This is a genomic window from Variovorax sp. 54 (assembly GCF_002754375.1).
Lineage (GTDB): Bacteria > Pseudomonadota > Gammaproteobacteria > Burkholderiales > Burkholderiaceae_C > Variovorax.
This window is the reverse complement of record NZ_PEFF01000001.1, coordinates 5,896,751-5,913,553: the sequence shown is the minus strand read 5'-3', so window position 1 is coordinate 5,913,553 and position 16,803 is coordinate 5,896,751. Positions and strand designations below refer to the sequence as shown.

The following is a 16,803-nucleotide window of genomic DNA, read 5'->3' as shown; positions in this document are numbered from 1 at the left end:
CCGCTGAGTCTTCAGCCACCTTCGTTCCTTCTTCCCCCCGAGCCCTCACCGCCATGCCGATTCCCGCCCTTCCCTCTTTGCAAGCCCTGGAGAACGCCGAAGAATTCCTCGCCCGCCACATCGGCATCGATGCAGCGGACGAGGCGCGCATGCTGCCGGTGATCGGCTCTGAAACGCGCGCGGAGCTCATCGACGGCATCGTGCCGGCGGCCATCCGCCGCGCCCGGCCGATGCGCCTGCCCGCGCCCGTCACCGAGGCCGACGCGCTGGCCGAGCTGAAGACGCTGGCGTCGAAGAACAAGGTGTTCAAGAGCTTCATCGGCCAAGGCTATTACGGCACGCACACGCCGGGCGTGATCCTGCGCAACATCCTCGAGAACCCCGCCTGGTACACCGCCTACACGCCCTACCAGGCCGAGATCTCGCAGGGCCGCATGGAAGCCCTGCTCAACTTCCAGACGATGGTGTGCGACCTCACGGGCATGGCCATCGCCAACGCGTCGATGCTCGACGAGGCCACGGCCGCCGCCGAGGCCATGACGCTCGCCAAGCGCAGCGTGAAAAGCAAGAGCAACGTGTTCCTGGTGTCGGGTGACTGCCACCCGCAGACCATCGAGGTCATCAAGACCCGCGCCGCGCCGCTGGGCATCGAAGTCAAGGTGAGCACCGTGTCGGAAACGCTGCCGCACCTGATGGTGAGCGGCGAGTTCTTCGGCGTGCTCGCGCAGTACCCGGCCACCACCGGCCACGTGCACGACCTGCGCCCGCTCGCGGGCCACGCGCACCAGTGCGACGCCGCCTTCATCGTCGCGGCCGACCTGCTGGCGCTGACGCTGCTGGTCGCCCCCGGCGAATTCGACGCCGACATCGTCTGCGGCACCACGCAGCGCTTCGGCATGCCGCTGTGCAACGGCGGCCCGCACGCCGCCTACCTGGCCTGCCGTGATTCGTTCAAGCGCTCGCTGCCCGGCCGCCTCGTCGGCGTGAGCGTCGACACGCACGGCCAGCCCGCCTACCGCCTCGCGCTGCAGACGCGCGAGCAGCACATCCGCCGCGAGAAGGCGACGTCGAACATCTGCACCGCGCAGGTGCTGCCGGCCGTGGTCGCCAGCATGTACGCCGTGTACCACGGCCCCGACGGCCTCACGCGCATCGCACAGCGCGTGGCCGTGCTCACCGCCATCCTCGCCAAGGGCCTGTCGCAGATGGGCCGCGAGCCGGTGAACACCACCGCCTTCGACTCGCTCACGATCCGCACCGGCGACGACACCGCCGCGATCATCGAGCGCGCGCAGGCCGGCGGCGTCAACCTGCGCCAGCGCCTGCAACAGCACCTGGGCATCTCGCTGGACGAAACCACGACGCGCGCCGACATCGAAACCCTGTGGGCGCTGTTCGTGCCCGCCGGCACCGCGATGCCGCGCTTCGACGAACTGGTCGAAAGCACCACGCCGCTGATTCCCGACGACCTGCGCCGCACCAGCGCCTTCCTCACGCACCCGGTGTTCAACACCCACAAGAGCGAAACCGCGATGCTGCGCTACATCCGCAGCCTCTCGGACAAGGACCTCGCACTCGACCGCAGCATGATCCCGCTGGGCAGCTGCACCATGAAGCTCAACGCGACCAGCGAGATGATCCCCATCACCTGGCCCGAGTTCGCGAACATCCACCCCTTCGCGCCCGCCGACCAGCTGCAGGGCTACGCCCAACTCGACGCGCAGCTGCGCGCCTGGCTGTGCGAGGCCACCGGCTATGCGGGCATCAGCCTGCAGCCCAACGCGGGCTCGCAGGGCGAGTACGCGGGCCTGCTGGCCATCAAGTCCTTCCATGAAGCCAAGGGCCAGGGCCACCGCAACATCTGCCTGATTCCCTCGTCGGCGCACGGCACCAACCCGGCCAGCGCCCAGATGGTGGGCCTGCAGGTGGTGGTGACGGCCTGCGACGCGCAAGGCAACGTCGACATGGACGACCTCAAGCGCGCCTGCGAAAAGCACAGCGCCCACCTGGCCGCCGTGATGATCACCTACCCGAGCACGCACGGCGTGTTCGAGACCCGCGTGAAGGAACTGTGCGAGCTCGTGCACGAGCATGGCGGCCGCGTGTACGTGGACGGCGCCAACATGAACGCACTGGTCGGCGTGGCCGCGCCGGGCGAGTTCGGCGGCGACGTGAGCCACCTGAACCTGCACAAGACCTTCTGCATTCCGCACGGCGGCGGCGGCCCGGGCGTCGGCCCGGTCTGCGTGGTCGAAGACCTCGTGCCCTACCTGCCGGGCCATGCCACGGCCGGCGTGCCTTCGAACGGCGTGGGCGCCGTGTCGGCCGCGCCGCTGGGCAATGCGGCCGTGCTGCCGATCAGCTGGATGTACTGCCGCATGATGGGCGCCAAGGGCCTGCAGGCCGCGACCGAAACGGCCATCCTCAGCGCCAACTACATCAGCGCGCGCCTGAAGGACCACTACCCCACGCTGTACGCGAGCCCCAACGGCCACGTCGCGCACGAGTGCATCCTCGACCTGCGCCCGCTCAAGGACACCAGCGGCGTCACCGCCGAAGACGTGGCCAAGCGCCTCATCGACTACGGCTTCCACGCGCCCACGCTGAGCTTCCCCGTGCCCGGCACGCTGATGGTCGAGCCGACCGAAAGCGAACCGCTGGCCGAGCTCGACCGTTTTGTCGACGCGATGATCGCCATCCGCGGCGAAATCCGCCGCGTGGAAGAAGGCGTCTGGTCGAAGGACGACAACCCGCTCAAGCACGCGCCGCACACCGCCGCGAGCCTGCTCGGCAGCGAGTGGAGCCACCCCTACTCGCGCGAACTCGGCGCGTTCCCGCTGGCCGAACTCAAGCAGGCCAAGTACTGGCCGCCGATCGGCCGCGTCGACAACGTCTACGGCGACCGCAACCTGTTCTGCAGCTGCGTGCCAGTGGGCGACTACCAGGAAACCGAAGAGGCCTGAGCGCGCACGGTCGCCACCAATGAAAAGGGGCGCCGCATGGCTTGCGGCGCCCCTTTTCTTTTTTCTTTCGCCTGTTACGGCGCCTTCTTGCCGGCCTGCTTCGCCACCTCGCCGGTCGCGATCTGCGCGCGCAGCCCGCGCAGGCTGGCCTTCATCTTGCGCTCGTTCTCGGGCCCCATGCGCACCAGGATCTTCTGGCCGGCCGAGAGCGACTCGAGCTTCGGGTCGACGTACTCGTAGCGCACCCAGGGCCGCTGCGACGGAATCTCGCCCTTCACCTCGACCAGCTTCACTTGCACCGGCCCGGTCGGCTCGGGCGCCTGCAGCAAATGGTCGATCACGGCGATGAAGCGGTCGTTGAAGTAGCGGCCCGGATAGCCCAGCTCTTCGTACGCCTGCTGGAACAGCGGGTACAGCCGCGCATACACCGCCGCCGCCTTGGCCGGATCGACCGACCCGGCCAGCATCACGATGCCGTTGTAGCGCGCCGCGTTGTTCGCCGCGATGGTCTGCACGCCGCCCTGCTGCGGCCCATCGGTGATGAAGCGCTGCGGCGCAGGCTGCACCGGCCACTTGCTTGCGGGTGCCTGCTCGCGCGGCAGGTTGTCGACCGTGGCAACGAAGCGCCGCACCATGCCCTCGGAATGCAGGTAGGCCGCCACGGCCTTGCCGCCCAGCAGTTCGGTGAGCGCCTTCATCACGCGCGCATCGGAATTGGCCAGCGCGGGCAGCGCGCCATCGGGCGGAGCCAGTGCCTCGACCGGGTTCTGCGGGCCCTTGGGTTCCTCGGCCTTGGGCGGCTCGGGGGGCGCGTCGTTCGGAGCGACGGCCACGGGCGCGGTCGGCAGCGGCGCCAGTTGCTGCTGCTGGTACCAGCGCCAGCCGAAATACGCCGCCACCAGCACGACCAGCGCGAGGCCGACGATGGTGCCCATCGGCGCTTCCTTGCGGGGTCGGAATTCGGGGGTGTCGCGGGAGGAGTCGGCGTCGGACATGGGCGGTTTCCTTTTGCGGGATGGCAGTGGGGAGACGAAAGGCAATGGTGCACCAGGATGGCCCCGCAAGGCCCGCACCATCGCCACGTTCTCGTAACCCCCTGTGACGCCCCACCCGCGCCGAAGTTCAGTCGGTCAGCGCGTCATTCGCACCGATGCGCACCACATGCGCCTCGCGCGGATCGACGCGGCCCGCGTGCAGGTCGGCGATCACGGCCTGCGCATGCGCGAAGCCGCGGCCCTGCGCCAGCGTCATCCAGCGGTTGTCCGGCCGGCTCAGTTCGGCGATGAAGCGGCCCTGCGCTTCATTGAAGCGGCGGTTGACCTCCTGCGGGCCCCAGTCGGCATTGCGCTTGCGGATCTGCACGGGCGCGAAGTACAGCAACGGCGTGGGGCCGGGCAACGCGCTGGTGTCGCCCAAAAATTCGGTCTTCTGCGCCGAGCCCGCGTAGCAGTCGTACACCAGCGCGTCGCCGAAGTGGTGGTGCACGGTGGCGCGCAGGTCGTCGTGGCCCGCGAAGTCGACGTACAGCGTGGGCACATCGGTCGCCAGCGTGGCGATCTCCTCGTAGGCCACCGTGCGGTCGTAGCAGCCCAGCGCTTCGACGAAGGCACGGTTGCCCTGCGACGTGGCCGCAATGAGCTGCACGCCCTCGCGGCGGCCGAGGCAGAAGGCCGTGCCGAACGCCGTCTTGCTCGACGCGCTCGACACCACCACCTGCGTCGCGCCGAAGAAGGCGTTGTCTTCCAGGAAGTCGGCCAGCATGAACGAGGTGATGAACAGCGGGCGCACCAGCATCTGGTAGTCCTCCAGCGCGGCGACGTAGCCCGCGTCGTGGCTGCAGCGCATGTACTGGTTGTAGGCCGACACCAGCTCGCTGCGGTGCGCCGCGCCGTCGTAGAAGCCGCGCGGCGTCACGCGCACCGGCTGCATGCGCAGGTGGCTCGCAATCGGAAAGTAGCCGTAGAAGCGCTCGCCCACCGCCACGCCCTCGACGTTCGACGCCACCACGTCGGCAAAACCCCAGGCCGGCATGTGGCCCCAGTCGGCGTCGCCGGTGGGGAAGAACTGCCAGTACTTCATCACCGCATCGCCGAAGGCCGCGTAGGTGATGTTGTTGGTGGTGAGCGAGAAGCGCTCGATCTGCATCAGCACCTCGCCCGGGGCCAGGCTGCCGACGTCTTCCGAGGTGACGATGCGGGTGGTCCCGAGCGCGTTCTTGCGCGTTTCGAGGCGGGTTAAAGTGAATGCGTTGTTCATTCGCAAACTGTAGGACGGCCCGCTTCGCCGCGGGTTCGGAAACCCGGTCCATGCCCGCCGCACCCCGCTCCAAGCCCCTGAAACGCCCCACGCAGGCGCGCAGCAAGTTCACCGTGCAGGCGATCTACGACGCCTTTGTTCGGATTTGGCGCGCGCAGGGCTGGGAGGGCGTGACCACGCGCGCCGTGGCGCTCGAAACCGGCATCGCGGTCGGCACCTTCTACGACTACTTTCCCGACAAGGAAGCCCTGCTCTCGGGCTATGTGCGCCACTGCGTCGAGGCGCTGCTCGCGCGGCTCGACGCGGACGTGATCGCGCCTTCAGACATCGACTGGCGCGAGCGCACGCAGCGCCTCGTGCGCCTCACCTGCGACACACGCATCGACGGGCTGCCCGCGTTCGACCACGAGATGCTGATGCTCGAACACCGCGTGGCCGAGCCGAAGCACCACCGGCGCGTGTACGACGAGCTGCTCGCGCGCTGGACGCAGGCCTTCGCCGCCTGCCGCGACCTGCAGCCGCCGCCCTCGCCCGACACCGTGCAGGCGCTGCTCACCGCCGCCTGGGGCGGCCGACGCTACCGGTTGCTGGTGCAGCCCGACGACGCCGCGAGTGATGCGTGGGTCGCCGAGATGGAAGCGATGGTCATGGCGCGGTTGTTGGCTGCGCGCTGAGCGCCTGCAGCCACGCCAGCGTGCCCTGCAGCTCGGCCGGTCGGATTTCGTGCGCGCCCGGAAAGTCCGAGCCTGACAGCGCCAGCGGCAACCCGCGCGCCAGTTCGCGCGTGGCCTGCGCGGCGCTCGGCGGAATCACGTTGTCGGCGCTGCCATGGCTCACCCACAGTGCCTTGCCCGCGAAGGCCTCGGGCGGCGCGATGTGCGGCACCACCTCGGGCAGCAGCCGGCTGTGCCACACCAGCGCAGCACGCAGCTTCTCGGGCTGCGTGAGCAGCAGCGACAGCGACATGATCCCGCCCTGGCTGAAGCCGCCGACCACCACGCGCTCGGGCGGAATGCCCAGCTGCTGCGACGCCGACGCGACCATCTCGCCGATGAGGAAGCGGCTCTCGCGCTCCTGCGCTTCGTCGATGCGGCGCCCGCCATCGGCCAGCACCTGGAACTCGAACCACGCGTAGGAACCGGGCGACAGCACGTACGGCGCGCGCAGGCTCAGCACATGGAACTGCGGCGGCATCATGCGCGCCAGGCCGAACAGGTCTTGCTCGTTGCTGCCCACGCCGTGCATCAGCACGAGCAGCCAGGGGTCGCCCGCAGCGGGCTGCGCGGGGTGATGCAGGAAGTGAAGCGGCAGGTGAAGTGCGGTCATGGTGCGGGCGGCTGGATAGACTGGAGCGAAACCAAACGAAAGCATCTCTTGTTCATGCGACACCTCCGGGCCTTGAGCTTACTTCTTGCCACGATCCTGCCGGGCGCCATGGTCATGGCCGCGCAGCCTGCCGAGTTCAGAAAAGGTCCGGTGTGCCCTTTCGACGCGCGCGCGGTGCAGCTGCGGCCCAACCTCTGCGTGGGCTTCGATGCGGGTGCCTACGCGTCGCAACACAGCTATACGGAAGCCGGTGAGCTGACCTGCGATGCCACCAAGGCCGCAACCGCCGACACCCGATGCCCCACGCTGCGCGTGCTGACCCGAGCGAACGGCCGGACGCACACGCGCGTTTTTCCGGCGCCGCGGACCTCCTCGCTGGGCGACCCCAGCGATGCCTGCGTGATCAAGACGCTCGCCGTGAATCGCAGCGGCACCCGCTTCGCGCTCCAGGGCCAGAGCCGCGACTGCTTCGGCGGCACGGCGCGCTTCTCGGTCGAGGACGTGTTCGAACTCAAGCGCGGCGCGCCGGTGCTGGTGAAGAAGAACGGCGCCTACGTCCACTGACCGCAGGGGTCAGCGAAAGCCCTTGGCCAGCGTCCGCGTGACCTCTGCGGACGACACCTCGCGGCAGCCGGTGGCGTTCTGCCCCGACCACAGCGGAGAAAAGTCGCCGCTGCCCTGCGCCTCGGCCTTCGCGCGCAGCGGCGCGACACCCGAAGTGGCGAGCGGAAATTCCGGCGCCGGCCCGATGGGCCCCAGCTCGCGCATCACGCGGTTGACGATGCCGCGCGCCGGCCGGCCGGTGAACAGGTTGGTGAGCGCCGTGTGGCGGGCCGCGTCGCTCTTCAGCGCCGCGCGGTGCAGCGCGCTCGTCGTGGCCTCGGGCGTCAGCAGGTAGGCCGTGCCGACCTGCACGCCGGCCGCGCCCAGCGCCATGGCCGCGGCCACGCCGTCGGCATCCGCGATGCCACCGGCCGCGATCACCGGCACCTTCAGTGCGCGCACCAGCTGCGGCAGCAGCGCGAAAGTGCCGAGCTGCTTCGTGAGGTCGTGCGACAGGAAGTGGCCGCGGTGCCCGCCGGCCTCGAGCCCCTGCGCAATGACCGCGTCGACGCCCTTCGCCTCGAGCCACAGCGCCTCTTCGACCGTGGTGGCCGAGGCCAGCACCTTCGCGCCCCAGCCGCGCACCTGCGCCAGCAGCGCGTCGGAAGGCAGTCCGAAATGAAAGCTCACCACCGGCGGCTTGAACTCGGCCAGCAGGTCGGCCACCTCGGCGCTGAACGGGTTGCGCCCCGGCCCGGTCGGAATGGCCGCCGGGTCGATGCCGAACTCCGCGTAGTACGGCGCGAGCGCGCCGCGCCACGTGGCCTCGCGCTCGTCGCTCGGCACCGGTGGCGTGTGGCAAAAGAAGTTGACGTTGTAGGGCTTGTCGGTTCCCGCGCGGATCGCCGCGAGTTCGCTGCGCATCGCATCAGGGCTGAGCATCGCGCCCGGCAGCGACCCCAGCGCGCCTTCGTTGCACACCGCGATCGCCATCGCACTGCCTTGCGCACCGGCCATCGGCGCCTGGATCAATGGAAGGTCGGTGCCGAGGATCTGTTGCAACGTCGTCATTCGGGGTGCGCTCCTGTGTCCGTGTGTCGAATGACGGCATTCTCCGGCGAAGCTGGTGGGCGCTGTGGCTGCGGGGTCATCGCCACGCGACCCGCTGCTTCGGCACAATCGCGCGCATGCGCCGCCCGCTCGCTCTCGCCCCCCGCTGCAGCATCCGCCACTACAGCGGCGAGTACCTGGGCCACGACCATGACCACGCGCAGATCATGTACGCGCTGGATGGCCGCATGGAGCTGGAGATCGGCGGGCGCGCCGCCTTCACCGACAGCTCGTGCGGCATGGTCATTCCGGCCGGCATGGCGCACACCTTCATGTCGCCGCGCGGCGTGCGCATGGTGGTCATCGACACGCCGGACGGCACCGGCGTCAATCGCCTGCGCCGCTTCGCCGTCACGGCCGCCTGCCGCAACGGCATCGACGCGTCAAACGCCGCGCTGCAGCTGGCCAAGGTGCTGGAAGCGCCCGCCATCCTCGCGCGCCGCAGCATCGACCTGGCCCGCCTCGACACCGCGTTGGCCCGCGCGCTGCACGAGCCCTGGGACACCGCGCGCATGGCGGCGCTCTACTTCCTGAGCCCGCAGCGCTTTCATGCGCGGCTGCTCGAGCTGACGGGCTTGTCGCCGCAGGCCTACCTGCGCGCGCAACGGCTCGACACGGCCGAGCGCCTGCTGCGCGGCGGCACACCGCTGGAGGCCACCGCGCTGCGCGTGGGCTACCGCTCGGCGAGCGCCCTGGGCTTTGCATTGCGGCGCGAACGCCAGCTGGGCGCACGCGCGCTGCGCGCGACGCGCTGACTTCGCGCCGCATCTTTTCGCAGGTCGAGAGTCTCTCGACATTTGCGAGCGCCACTTCGCCCGAGCATGCGTGCATGAAGAACGCATCCCTCGCCGGCGCCTGCATGGTGCTGGCCGCCGCCGCCCTGTGGGGCACCACCGGAACCGCGCAGAGTTTCATGTCCGCCCACAGCTCGCCCTACTGGATCGGCACGCTGCGCATGGCGGTCGCGACGCTGTTCTTCGCGGCCTTCATCGCGTGGCGCCGGCAGGGTGGCGACCATTCGACGCTGGCCGTGCCATCGTCCGCTTGGCCCTGGGTGCTGCTCGCAGGCCTGTGCATGGCCGGCTACAACCTGAGCTTCTTCGCGGGCGTGAAGGCCACGGGCATCGCCATCGGCACTGCGGTGGCCGTGGGCAGCGGGCCTGCATGGGCGGGCCTGCTGCAGTCGCTGGTGTCGCGCCGGCCGCCCGCACCCTCCTGGTGGCTCGGCACGCTGCTGGCCATCGGTGGTGGGAGCCTGATGGTGATGCCGGACAGCGCCACCGGCCTGCGCGCCGATCCGGTCGGGCTCGTGCTGTGCCTCGCCTCAGGGCTTTGCTATGCGGTCTACACGCTGGTGAGCCAGCGCCTCGTGCACCACTCACCGCCAGCGACGGTCACGCTCTGGGTCTTCGGCGTGGCCTCGGCCGTGGCGATACCGGCCGCGCTCGGCCTCTCGGGCCCCTTCACGGCCACGCCCGCGGACTGGGCGATCGTCGCCTACCTGGGGCTGGTCTCGACCGGCGTGGCGTACCTGCTGTTCAGCCACGCGCTGCGGCACATCTCTGGGGCGTCGGGCGTCACGCTGGCGCTGGCGGAGCCGGTCACGGCATTCGCGCTGGCCCTGCTCGTGGTGCACGAGCGCCCAGCGCCGGCTGCCTTTGCCGGGCTGGCGATGGTGCTCTCGGGCCTGGTGATCGTGGTGTGGACGGAGACGCGCGCCGCCCGTCGGCTCAGCGCTTCTTGCCGAAGTCCATCAGCTTGAAATCGGTGTCGTCCTGGTAGCCGTACAGGCGGCACACCGCGCGGAAGTCTTCCACCGGGAAGCCGGTCCAGGCGTAGTTGCGGGCGCGGCGGCCCGTCTTGCGGTTCTGCACGTCGAAGGACAGCGAGGCCGTCGGCTCGGGCAGGCTGATCGTCTTGTGCAGGCTGGGCACGAACTTGAAGTCTTGCGTCTCGAAGCGCTTGGCGGCACCAAGCGCCGTGCGCACGACGATGGCCTCGGGCGTGAACTCGTAGCGCGACACGAACAGGTAGTCGCGCCGCACCGCGACGATGACCACGAGCGCCAGCAGCAGCGTCACCGCATAGAACAGTGGCGTGTTGATCGTGCGGTCGACCAGGAAGCGGTAGGCGTAGTTGAACACCAGCGAGGTCAGGCCGACCATCAGCACCAGCTGCCCGAGCTGCATCAGCAGCCACTTGGCCTTGTTCGAGACGGAAACGATCACGGCCGCTTTACTCCTCGCTGGTCCACTCCACCTGCACGCCCAGGCTGCGCAGGTTCTCCACGAAGCGCGGGTGCGCGCGCCGGATCGGTGTCGCGTTGCGGATCTCGGACTTGCCCTCGATGCTCGCGGCCACCATGAAGAGCGCGATCGCCACGCGGATGATGTAGGGGCTCTCGACCACCGCCGGCGTGAGCGCGTGGCCGCCGAAGGTGATGAGCCGGTGCGGGTCGGACGAGAACACGTGCGCACCGAACTTCGACAGCTCGCCGGTCCAGCCCAGCGCGCCGTCGTACACCTTGTTCCAGAACATCGCGTTGCCCTGCGCGCGCACACCCAGCGCAATGAAGATCGGCAGCAGGTCGACCGGAAAGTACGGCCACGGCGCGGCCTCCACCTTGGTGAGCACGTTGCTCGTGAACGGTGTCTGCACCTTCAGCGGACCGGTGCGGATGGCGCGCGACCAGCCGTCGGCATGCTCGATCTGCACGCCGAACTTGGCGAAGGTGCGGTCGATCAGCGGAAAGTTGCCGGGCGCCGTGTTGCGCACCACGACGTCGCCGCCCGTGATCGCGCCCAGCGCCAGGAAGGTGGTGATCTCGTGGAAGTCTTCGTCGAAGCGAAACTCGCCGCCGCCCAGCGTGCCGCCGCCATGCACCGTGAGCCGCGAGGTGCCCATGCCCTCGATGCGCACGCCGATCATGGCCATGAAGCGGCAGAACTCCTGCACGTGCGGTTCCGAGGCTGCGTTGGTGAGCGTCGAGGTGCCGCCCGCGGCAGCCGCGCACAGCACGAAGTTCTCGGTGGTCGTCACCGAGGCGTAGTCGAGCCAGTGGTCGGTGGGCGTGAGGCGCCCGGGCGCATACACCAGCAGCGAGCCCTCGGTACGCTCGACCTCGCCGCCGAAGCGCTGGAACACCTCGACGTGCGGATCGATCTCGCGCACGCCCAGCGTGCAGCCCTTGACGTTGTCTTCCAGCCGCGCCACGCCGAAACGCGCCAGCAGCGGCGGCACCAGCATGATCGACGAGCGCATTTCCTCGGGCAGCCGGTGGCGGGCCGCGTCGAACGCGGTTTCGCGGTGGTGCAGCTCGAGCGTGCCGCTCTCGTGGTCCATGCGGACCTCGCTGCCCAGCGTGCGGAAGATGTCGAGGATCTTGCGCACGTCGGTGATGTCGGGCACCCCGAGCAGCCGCAGCGGTTCGCCGGTGAGCAAGGTGGCGCAGAGCACCGGCAGCACCGCGTTCTTGTTGGCGGAGGGAATGATGCGGCCGCGAAGGGGCGTACCGCCGTGCACGATGAGGTTGGACATGAAGGGGGCGAACAGAGGGGGCGAAGGCACGAACTGTTCGCGCCGGACGGCGGAACTTTACCGTTGGAAACGACGGGTTTCCGGGGGCTCAGTTGTAAGAATTTGGAAACGCCCGCGGCGCACAGGTGCGGCCGCGGCGTGGCCTGGGAGGCCCCGGGAGGCCGGTCAGGCCTTGCGCTGGAAGCCCGGCGCCTGGTCCACTTCGGTCGGCTTGTAGATCTTGTGCGCCGCGGCCGCGGTGCCCGCGTCGGCCACCACCAGCAGGCGCCACAGCGGCTCGCGCACGGCGCACATGCTTTCGTCGGGCGTGAGCGCAAAGGTCGGCAGCGCCGGGGCGGTGCCCTTCACGACCACCTTGAGCAGCATCGCGCCCTTGGCGTTCGACACCTCGATGTCGAAGCCCAGCGCCTTGCTCGTCACGTCTTCCGCGTTGTAGCCGTAGCCCTTGAAGTGGCCCATGACGTAAGCCATGGCCGCGGCCTGGACGGCGTCCGTCGTGGTCGGACCGGCCGGGGCTGCGTCCTCGTCGGGTGCCACGCCGCCACGGGCCTTCGCGGCCGTGATGTCGGCCTCGGTGGGCTCCCAGCCGCGCGGACCGCGCACCAGCACCGCGAGCTGCTGCTCGGGTTCCCAGCTCGCAACGTGCCAGTCGGCGTCGTCGCGCACGCGGGTCGAGACCTTGGCGCTCTTGTTGCTCTCGAGCTCGGCGATGGCGACGCGGTTGGTCTGCAGCACGGCCCGAAAGCCCTGGCCGGCGTCGAAGGTGCGCTTGAGCAGCGCCAGGCGGTCCTTGGCGCGCTGCGCCTGCTGGGCGCTGCGCACGCCGCCACCGGGGCGGCGCTGGGCGTCGAGCGATTCCAGGTAGAACCAGCGGCCACCGGCCGCCACGCTCACGTACTCGCCCCAGATGGTGGCGATGACGTTGTCGCCCGTGGCAAGCCAGGCGTGCTCGAACGGCTTGTCGCGTGCGTCGAACACCCCCATCTTGGCGACGATTTCGACCGGCGTGAGGCGCGGTCCGGAGAGCCGCATCTCATCGATGGCGGCGAGCACGGAGGGGTCGACTTCCTTGTCCATTCAGCGGAATTCTGGCGAGTTGTGAGGGGGTGGAAGTATGCCGCATCGGGCCTGCCCCCCAGGTGCGGCGGGCCCCGGCGCGTGTACCCTCCATGCCCTGAAAGCCCCCGCATGCACGACCTGCTGACCTCCTATTTCTGGCACGGCGACACGCTGCGCAGCCGCAGCGTGAGCGGCGTCGTGCACGCGGCCCTGCTCGACGTGCCCGAGCCCCCGGCGCGCCTCGTGACCGACTGGCAGCGGGAGATCGCCACGAACGTGCTGCTCGAACCCGGCGATGTCGAGCCGATGCCCCTGGCCCGCGCGCGCACGCGCTGGCCCGACTACGCACAGTGCGTGCAGGCGATGTCCGACTGGCTGGGCACGCTGGGCCTGCCCGCCACGCTGCTGCCCGCCAGCGACGTCGCCCTGATGGCCTGCCGCGGCGCCCGCTACCACCACGACGGCGCGCAGTACGGCGGCGCGGCCTTCTGCAACCTCTTCCTCAGCGAGGACAGGGGCCTGGACGTGCATTTCCCCGTCACGGGCCAGCGCATTGCGCTCACGCGGGGCACTGCGCTGCTGTTCGACACGGGCCAGCCCCACGCCGTCGTGCCGCGCGGGAGCGACCATGGCTTCGATGCGGCCGATTTTCCGGACAGCCAGGACCTCACGCAGTTGTTCCTGACCTGGGAGCTGTCGATCGAAGACGCGCAGGTGGCGCGACTGCTCGGCGTCGGCTTCGATGTCGATCCGGTCACCGCGTCACGGCTCGATGAAGAACAGGTCCGGGTGAATGGCGAACCGGCCGAGGTCTGCGCGAGCTCCGGCCGCTGGCGCAGCGCCCCGTAGCAGTCAATCGCCTTGGCGGTAGTGATTCCCCGGCCGCGCCGCCGAATCGATGATGTCCCGCCACGACTTTCCCGCGCTTCGCAGTTGCTCGATCGACGGGCCCAGCGTGTTGCCGTAGCGGCTGTGCGATCTCGCTTCGAGGGCCTGCAACTCGTCCGAGGGCGTCAGCGCGCGGTAGTGCAGCTTGAGATCGTCGCGCTGCGCGAAGATCCAGCGCGCCACGTGCTCTTCACTTACGCCATCGGCCAACATCCGCTCGGCAGCGGGGCCGAGCGCGGCCACGGCTGCTTCGTAGGTCTTGCGTACGTTGGGGTCTGCCATGCGGACTCTGGGATGGATGTGACGGGCGATTCGGCCCATTGTGCATACGACGAGGGCGCTACAGTGGCTGTCCCCTCCTCCCTTTTCGTGCATGCCCGGAGCCCAGACGATGCGCTACCTGTTCAACGTGTTCGGCCGCACCCTGCGCATCGAGATGGTCGATGCCCGCTGGCGCAGCCACTGGATCGGCGCCGATGGAAAACTGGGCCTCGCCCAGCTCGCGATTCCGCCCGACGTGACGCCGACCGACCTCGCGCAGTACCTCTACGACATCTATCACGAGAACGCGACGCCGACGAATGGCGATGTCTTCGAGATCGTCGCGAAGTGAGCCCGGCGTTGCTATCGCTGCGTCGTCGCCTTCGATGACGCACGAAACGCCAGCCAGGCCACCCCGCCAAACGCCAGCACGAACACCAGCAGCGGCCCCACCTCCCTGGCCCTGAAGCCCTCGCTCACGAGGTTGGCCAGCAAGCTCCACGGCACCACCGGAAACGCAAGCAGCACCACCACCGAAGGCACATGCGCGTGCGACGGAAAAAGAACCAGCGCAAGGCCCGTCGCCAGGAAGCTCGCCACCAGGTACGCGAGCAGAAGCTTGAACATCACTTTCATTCGGCCATTCTGACCGCCCCGCTTCGCCGGTCGGGGTGACAGATGACATGGCAATCTGCTACACCTCGCGGTACTCGTCCACACCCTGTGCGCAAGGAGATTCGACCGATGGCCCCAGCCAAGAAGCGCGTCGCCGCGAAGAAGCAATCGCCCGTTGATACGAAAGTCCCCAAGATGCCGCACGGGGTGCTGACGCCGGCGCTGTCGTCGGGCAGCGTGCGGCTTCATGTGACCGGGCAGATCAAGCTGCTCAACAGCTGGGTCGACCTTCCGCCCGAGATGGCCGCGGCCATGGTGGCGCAATCGGCGCAGGCCGACACTCCCGCCGCAAGCCATCTGCCGATCGAAGCCTCCCCTGCCCTGACCGCCGCGCTCGCCGGCACGGCCGATGCGCTGTGCACGCGGCTCTCGCCGGTGTCCAGCTTCGGGCTCGCGCAACTCCAGCGCCTGCCGATGGACGTGGAAACCTCGATGGACCCGCGGCTGCAGCTGGCGGTGATGAACCGCCGCGCGGGCAAGCAGAGCATGCCCATCTCGTCCGCCGACGGCGACTCGGTGCCGGTGGTGGCGCGCGTGACCAGCCATGCGGAGTGGGCGGACATTCCCGACGTCGATGCGGGCTCCGACATCGGCAGCGCGGACGACGGCACGGTGCTCGTCACGGGCCGCATTCCGCTCGGCAAGGCAGAAGCCATCCGCCAGCATCCGGCCGTGCTCAGCATGAAGGCCTCGCAGCCCGTGCTGCCGGCCTTGAACAACACGATCGCATCGATGGGCGTGCAGGCCGACAACCCCGCGCTCGCCAGCACAGCCGGTGGCAGCGGCGTGGTGATCGGCGTGGTCGATTCGGGCGGCGACTTCGCGCACCAGAACTTCGTCAAGGCCAACGGCAAGACGCGCCTGCTGGCGCTGTGGCAGCAAGGCGCGCCGGCCAAGGCCAACAGCCCCTACGGCTACGGCCGGCTCTTCGAGGCGGCCGACATCGACAAGGCGCTGAAGAAGGCCGACCCGTACAAGGCGCTCGGCTACGACCCCGGCGCGGGCAGCCCGGGCAGCCCTGGTTCGCACGGCACGCATGTGATGGACATTGCCGGCGGCAACGGCCGGGGGTCACTGCAACCCGGCGTGGCGCCGAAGGCCGACCTGATCTTCGTCGAGATGTCGGCCCGCGACATCGCCTGGACCGGGCACAACGCGGTGTTCAGCTCCTTCGGCGATTCGGTGCAGATGCTCGAGGCAGTGAAGTTCATCTTCGACCGCGCCGGCGACAGGCCCTGCGTCGTCAACCTGAGCCTGGGCACGAACGGCGGCCCGCACGACGGCACTTCACTGGTCGAGCAGGGCTTCGACGCGCTCGTGTCGCAAAAGCCCAACCGCGCGATCGTCCTGGCGGCCGGCAATTCGCAGGAAGACAACACGCACACGGCGGGCACCGTGCCCGGCAACGGGCACCTCGATGTGTCGTGGACCCTGGTCAACGGCAAGGGTGGCGAGTTCGAGCTCTGGTACGGCGGCAGCCAGCGCCTGCGCGCCGAACTGCTGGGCCCCGACAACGAGGTGCTGGCGAGCGTGGCACCGGGAGAAAACTTTCCACTCGGCGCGGGCAACGGCGAGATCGCCGCGTTCCTCAGCAGCCGCATCACCGACCCGAACAACAAGGACAACGTGATCGGCATCTGGCTGGCGCCCAACTGGCCCGACGGCGAGTTCAAGGTGCGGCTGCACGCCCTGGCCGCCGACGACGTGCCGTTCCATGCGTGGCTCGAGCGCCTGGACATCGGCCAGTCGTACTTCGGCAACCCCGTGAAGTCGCACCTGCTGGGCTCGCTGTCGACGGGCAAGCTGTCGATCGTGGTCGGCGCCTACGACGCCCGCAAGACGGGCGAGCCCGCCGCCAGCTTCTCGAGCGCGGGCCCGACGCGCGACGGCCGGCCCAAGCCGGAGGTCAGCGCACCCGGCGTGCAGGTGAAGGCCGCGCAGTCGCGCACGAAGGACGGCATGGTGAAGAAGTCGGGCACCAGCATGGCGGCGCCGGCAGTGACCGGGCTGGTCGCGCTGATGCTGGCCAAGGCCCACAAAGCGGGAAAGAAGCTGACCATCGCCGACATCCGCGCCAGGCTCAAGGCGGGCGTCAAACCCGGCACGGGGCCCGCCGGCTGGGACCCGCAGCGCGGCGATGGCCGCGCCGGCAGCGGCGCGATCTGACGATTCACCCATGGCCCCC

The 16,803-nt window shown here is 69.4% G+C and carries 17 protein-coding genes; 8 read left to right on the top strand and 9 right to left on the bottom strand.

All coding sequences use genetic code 11. The annotated features are described in order from the left end of the window. Positions 1 to 53 precede the first annotated feature (53 nt). On the top strand, positions 54 to 2,963 hold the full coding sequence (gene gcvP / locus CLU95_RS27110) for an aminomethyl-transferring glycine dehydrogenase (RefSeq protein ID WP_099796452.1): 2,910 nt from the start codon (positions 54 to 56) through the stop codon (positions 2,961 to 2,963). A 74-nt stretch (positions 2,964 to 3,037) separates the two neighbouring features. On the opposite strand, the gene CLU95_RS27105 is transcribed toward gcvP, so the two are convergent. Then, positions 3,038 to 3,958, bottom strand: a complete 921-nt coding sequence (locus CLU95_RS27105) for a DUF3014 domain-containing protein (RefSeq protein ID WP_099796451.1) — start codon at positions 3,956 to 3,958, stop codon at positions 3,038 to 3,040. Positions 3,959 to 4,085: 127 nt separating this feature from the next. After that, positions 4,086 to 5,219, bottom strand: a complete 1,134-nt coding sequence (locus tag CLU95_RS27100; protein WP_099796450.1) for a DUF2855 family protein — start codon at positions 5,217 to 5,219, stop codon at positions 4,086 to 4,088. A 50-nt stretch (positions 5,220 to 5,269) separates the two neighbouring features. On the opposite strand from CLU95_RS27100, the gene CLU95_RS27095 reads away from it, so the two are divergent. Next, a complete protein-coding gene (locus CLU95_RS27095; RefSeq protein WP_099796449.1) occupies positions 5,270 to 5,893 on the top strand; it encodes a TetR/AcrR family transcriptional regulator in 624 nt (207 codons plus the stop codon). Here CLU95_RS27095 and CLU95_RS27090 read toward each other — a convergent pair. Then, on the bottom strand, positions 5,865 to 6,545 hold the full coding sequence (locus CLU95_RS27090; RefSeq protein ID WP_099796448.1) for an alpha/beta hydrolase: 681 nt from the start codon (positions 6,543 to 6,545) through the stop codon (positions 5,865 to 5,867). The genes CLU95_RS27095 and CLU95_RS27090 overlap by 29 nt on opposite strands. A gap of 72 nt (positions 6,546 to 6,617) precedes the next feature. Here CLU95_RS27090 and CLU95_RS27085 point away from each other — a divergent pair, with 72 nt between their 5' ends. Further along, positions 6,618 to 7,109 carry a hypothetical protein gene (locus CLU95_RS27085; protein WP_143606063.1) on the top strand — a complete coding sequence of 164 codons (492 nt, stop codon included), beginning with the start codon at positions 6,618 to 6,620 and terminating at the stop codon, positions 7,107 to 7,109. Positions 7,110 to 7,118: 9 nt separating this feature from the next. Here the strand turns inward: CLU95_RS27085 and CLU95_RS27080 are convergent, their stop codons facing one another. Beyond that, the gene (locus tag CLU95_RS27080) at positions 7,119 to 8,159 is read right to left on the bottom strand and encodes an NAD(P)H-dependent flavin oxidoreductase (protein WP_099796446.1); all 1,041 of its coding nucleotides are present in this window, start codon (positions 8,157 to 8,159) and stop codon (positions 7,119 to 7,121) included. A gap of 116 nt (positions 8,160 to 8,275) precedes the next feature. Here CLU95_RS27080 and CLU95_RS27075 point away from each other — a divergent pair, with 116 nt between their 5' ends. Both CLU95_RS27075 and CLU95_RS27070 read left to right on the top strand, forming a co-directional pair. Next, complete coding sequence (locus CLU95_RS27075; protein ID WP_099796445.1) at positions 8,276 to 8,953, top strand: helix-turn-helix domain-containing protein; 678 nt, start codon at positions 8,276 to 8,278, stop codon at positions 8,951 to 8,953. Positions 8,954 to 9,027: 74 nt separating this feature from the next. Then, the gene (locus CLU95_RS27070) at positions 9,028 to 9,960 is read left to right on the top strand and encodes a DMT family transporter (protein ID WP_099796444.1); all 933 of its coding nucleotides are present in this window, start codon (positions 9,028 to 9,030) and stop codon (positions 9,958 to 9,960) included. On the opposite strand, the gene CLU95_RS27065 is transcribed toward CLU95_RS27070, so the two are convergent. The 3 genes from CLU95_RS27065 to CLU95_RS27055 form a co-directional block, all read right to left on the bottom strand. Then, positions 9,929 to 10,426 carry a hypothetical protein gene (locus CLU95_RS27065; protein WP_257214744.1) on the bottom strand — a complete coding sequence of 166 codons (498 nt, stop codon included), beginning with the start codon at positions 10,424 to 10,426 and terminating at the stop codon, positions 9,929 to 9,931. The genes CLU95_RS27070 and CLU95_RS27065 overlap by 32 nt on opposite strands. Positions 10,427 to 10,433: 7 nt before the next feature. Further along, positions 10,434 to 11,735, bottom strand: coding sequence for a UDP-N-acetylglucosamine 1-carboxyvinyltransferase (locus CLU95_RS27060; RefSeq protein ID WP_099796443.1), 1,302 nt, complete (start codon positions 11,733 to 11,735; stop codon positions 10,434 to 10,436). A gap of 165 nt (positions 11,736 to 11,900) precedes the next feature. After that, entirely contained in the window at positions 11,901 to 12,812 is a 912-nt protein-coding gene (locus CLU95_RS27055) for a protein NO VEIN domain-containing protein (RefSeq protein ID WP_099796442.1), read from the bottom strand. Positions 12,813 to 12,923: 111 nt separating this feature from the next. Between CLU95_RS27055 and CLU95_RS27050 the strand changes: the two genes are divergently transcribed. Next, on the top strand, positions 12,924 to 13,643 hold the full coding sequence (locus CLU95_RS27050) for a hypothetical protein (protein WP_099796441.1): 720 nt from the start codon (positions 12,924 to 12,926) through the stop codon (positions 13,641 to 13,643). Between the two features lie 3 nt (positions 13,644 to 13,646). On the opposite strand, the gene CLU95_RS27045 is transcribed toward CLU95_RS27050, so the two are convergent. Beyond that, complete coding sequence (locus CLU95_RS27045; RefSeq protein WP_099796440.1) at positions 13,647 to 13,964, bottom strand: hemagglutinin; 318 nt, start codon at positions 13,962 to 13,964, stop codon at positions 13,647 to 13,649. Between the two features lie 109 nt (positions 13,965 to 14,073). Between CLU95_RS27045 and CLU95_RS27040 the strand changes: the two genes are divergently transcribed. Then, positions 14,074 to 14,295, top strand: coding sequence for a DUF7661 family protein (locus tag CLU95_RS27040; RefSeq protein ID WP_099796439.1), 222 nt, complete (start codon positions 14,074 to 14,076; stop codon positions 14,293 to 14,295). Between the two features lie 11 nt (positions 14,296 to 14,306). On the opposite strand, the gene CLU95_RS27035 is transcribed toward CLU95_RS27040, so the two are convergent. Continuing rightward, positions 14,307 to 14,570, bottom strand: a complete 264-nt coding sequence (locus CLU95_RS27035; RefSeq protein WP_099796438.1) for a hypothetical protein — start codon at positions 14,568 to 14,570, stop codon at positions 14,307 to 14,309. A 117-nt stretch (positions 14,571 to 14,687) separates the two neighbouring features. On the opposite strand from CLU95_RS27035, the gene CLU95_RS27030 reads away from it, so the two are divergent. Continuing rightward, entirely contained in the window at positions 14,688 to 16,784 is a 2,097-nt protein-coding gene (locus CLU95_RS27030) for a S8 family serine peptidase (protein WP_180288681.1), read from the top strand. Positions 16,785 to 16,803 lie beyond the last annotated feature (19 nt).

Bases quoted from the DNA above. Each gene is read 5' to 3' on its own strand.
- gcvP (WP_099796452.1), top strand. From the start codon at position 54: ATGCCGATTCCCGCCCTTCCCTCTTTGCAAGCCCTGGAGAACGCCGAA.
- CLU95_RS27105 (WP_099796451.1), bottom strand. From the start codon at position 3,958: ATGTCCGACGCCGACTCCTCCCGCGACACCCCCGAATTCCGACCCCGC.
- CLU95_RS27100 (WP_099796450.1), bottom strand. From the start codon at position 5,219: ATGAACAACGCATTCACTTTAACCCGCCTCGAAACGCGCAAGAACGCG.
- CLU95_RS27095 (WP_099796449.1), top strand. From the start codon at position 5,270: ATGCCCGCCGCACCCCGCTCCAAGCCCCTGAAACGCCCCACGCAGGCG.
- CLU95_RS27090 (WP_099796448.1), bottom strand. From the start codon at position 6,545: ATGACCGCACTTCACCTGCCGCTTCACTTCCTGCATCACCCCGCGCAG.
- CLU95_RS27080 (WP_099796446.1), bottom strand. From the start codon at position 8,159: ATGACGACGTTGCAACAGATCCTCGGCACCGACCTTCCATTGATCCAG.
- CLU95_RS27075 (WP_099796445.1), top strand. From the start codon at position 8,276: ATGCGCCGCCCGCTCGCTCTCGCCCCCCGCTGCAGCATCCGCCACTAC.
- CLU95_RS27070 (WP_099796444.1), top strand. From the start codon at position 9,028: ATGAAGAACGCATCCCTCGCCGGCGCCTGCATGGTGCTGGCCGCCGCC.
- CLU95_RS27060 (WP_099796443.1), bottom strand. From the start codon at position 11,735: ATGTCCAACCTCATCGTGCACGGCGGTACGCCCCTTCGCGGCCGCATC.
- CLU95_RS27055 (WP_099796442.1), bottom strand. From the start codon at position 12,812: ATGGACAAGGAAGTCGACCCCTCCGTGCTCGCCGCCATCGATGAGATG.
- CLU95_RS27050 (WP_099796441.1), top strand. From the start codon at position 12,924: ATGCACGACCTGCTGACCTCCTATTTCTGGCACGGCGACACGCTGCGC.
- CLU95_RS27045 (WP_099796440.1), bottom strand. From the start codon at position 13,964: ATGGCAGACCCCAACGTACGCAAGACCTACGAAGCAGCCGTGGCCGCG.
- CLU95_RS27040 (WP_099796439.1), top strand. From the start codon at position 14,074: ATGCGCTACCTGTTCAACGTGTTCGGCCGCACCCTGCGCATCGAGATG.
- CLU95_RS27035 (WP_099796438.1), bottom strand. From the start codon at position 14,570: ATGTTCAAGCTTCTGCTCGCGTACCTGGTGGCGAGCTTCCTGGCGACG.
- CLU95_RS27030 (WP_180288681.1), top strand. From the start codon at position 14,688: ATGGCCCCAGCCAAGAAGCGCGTCGCCGCGAAGAAGCAATCGCCCGTT.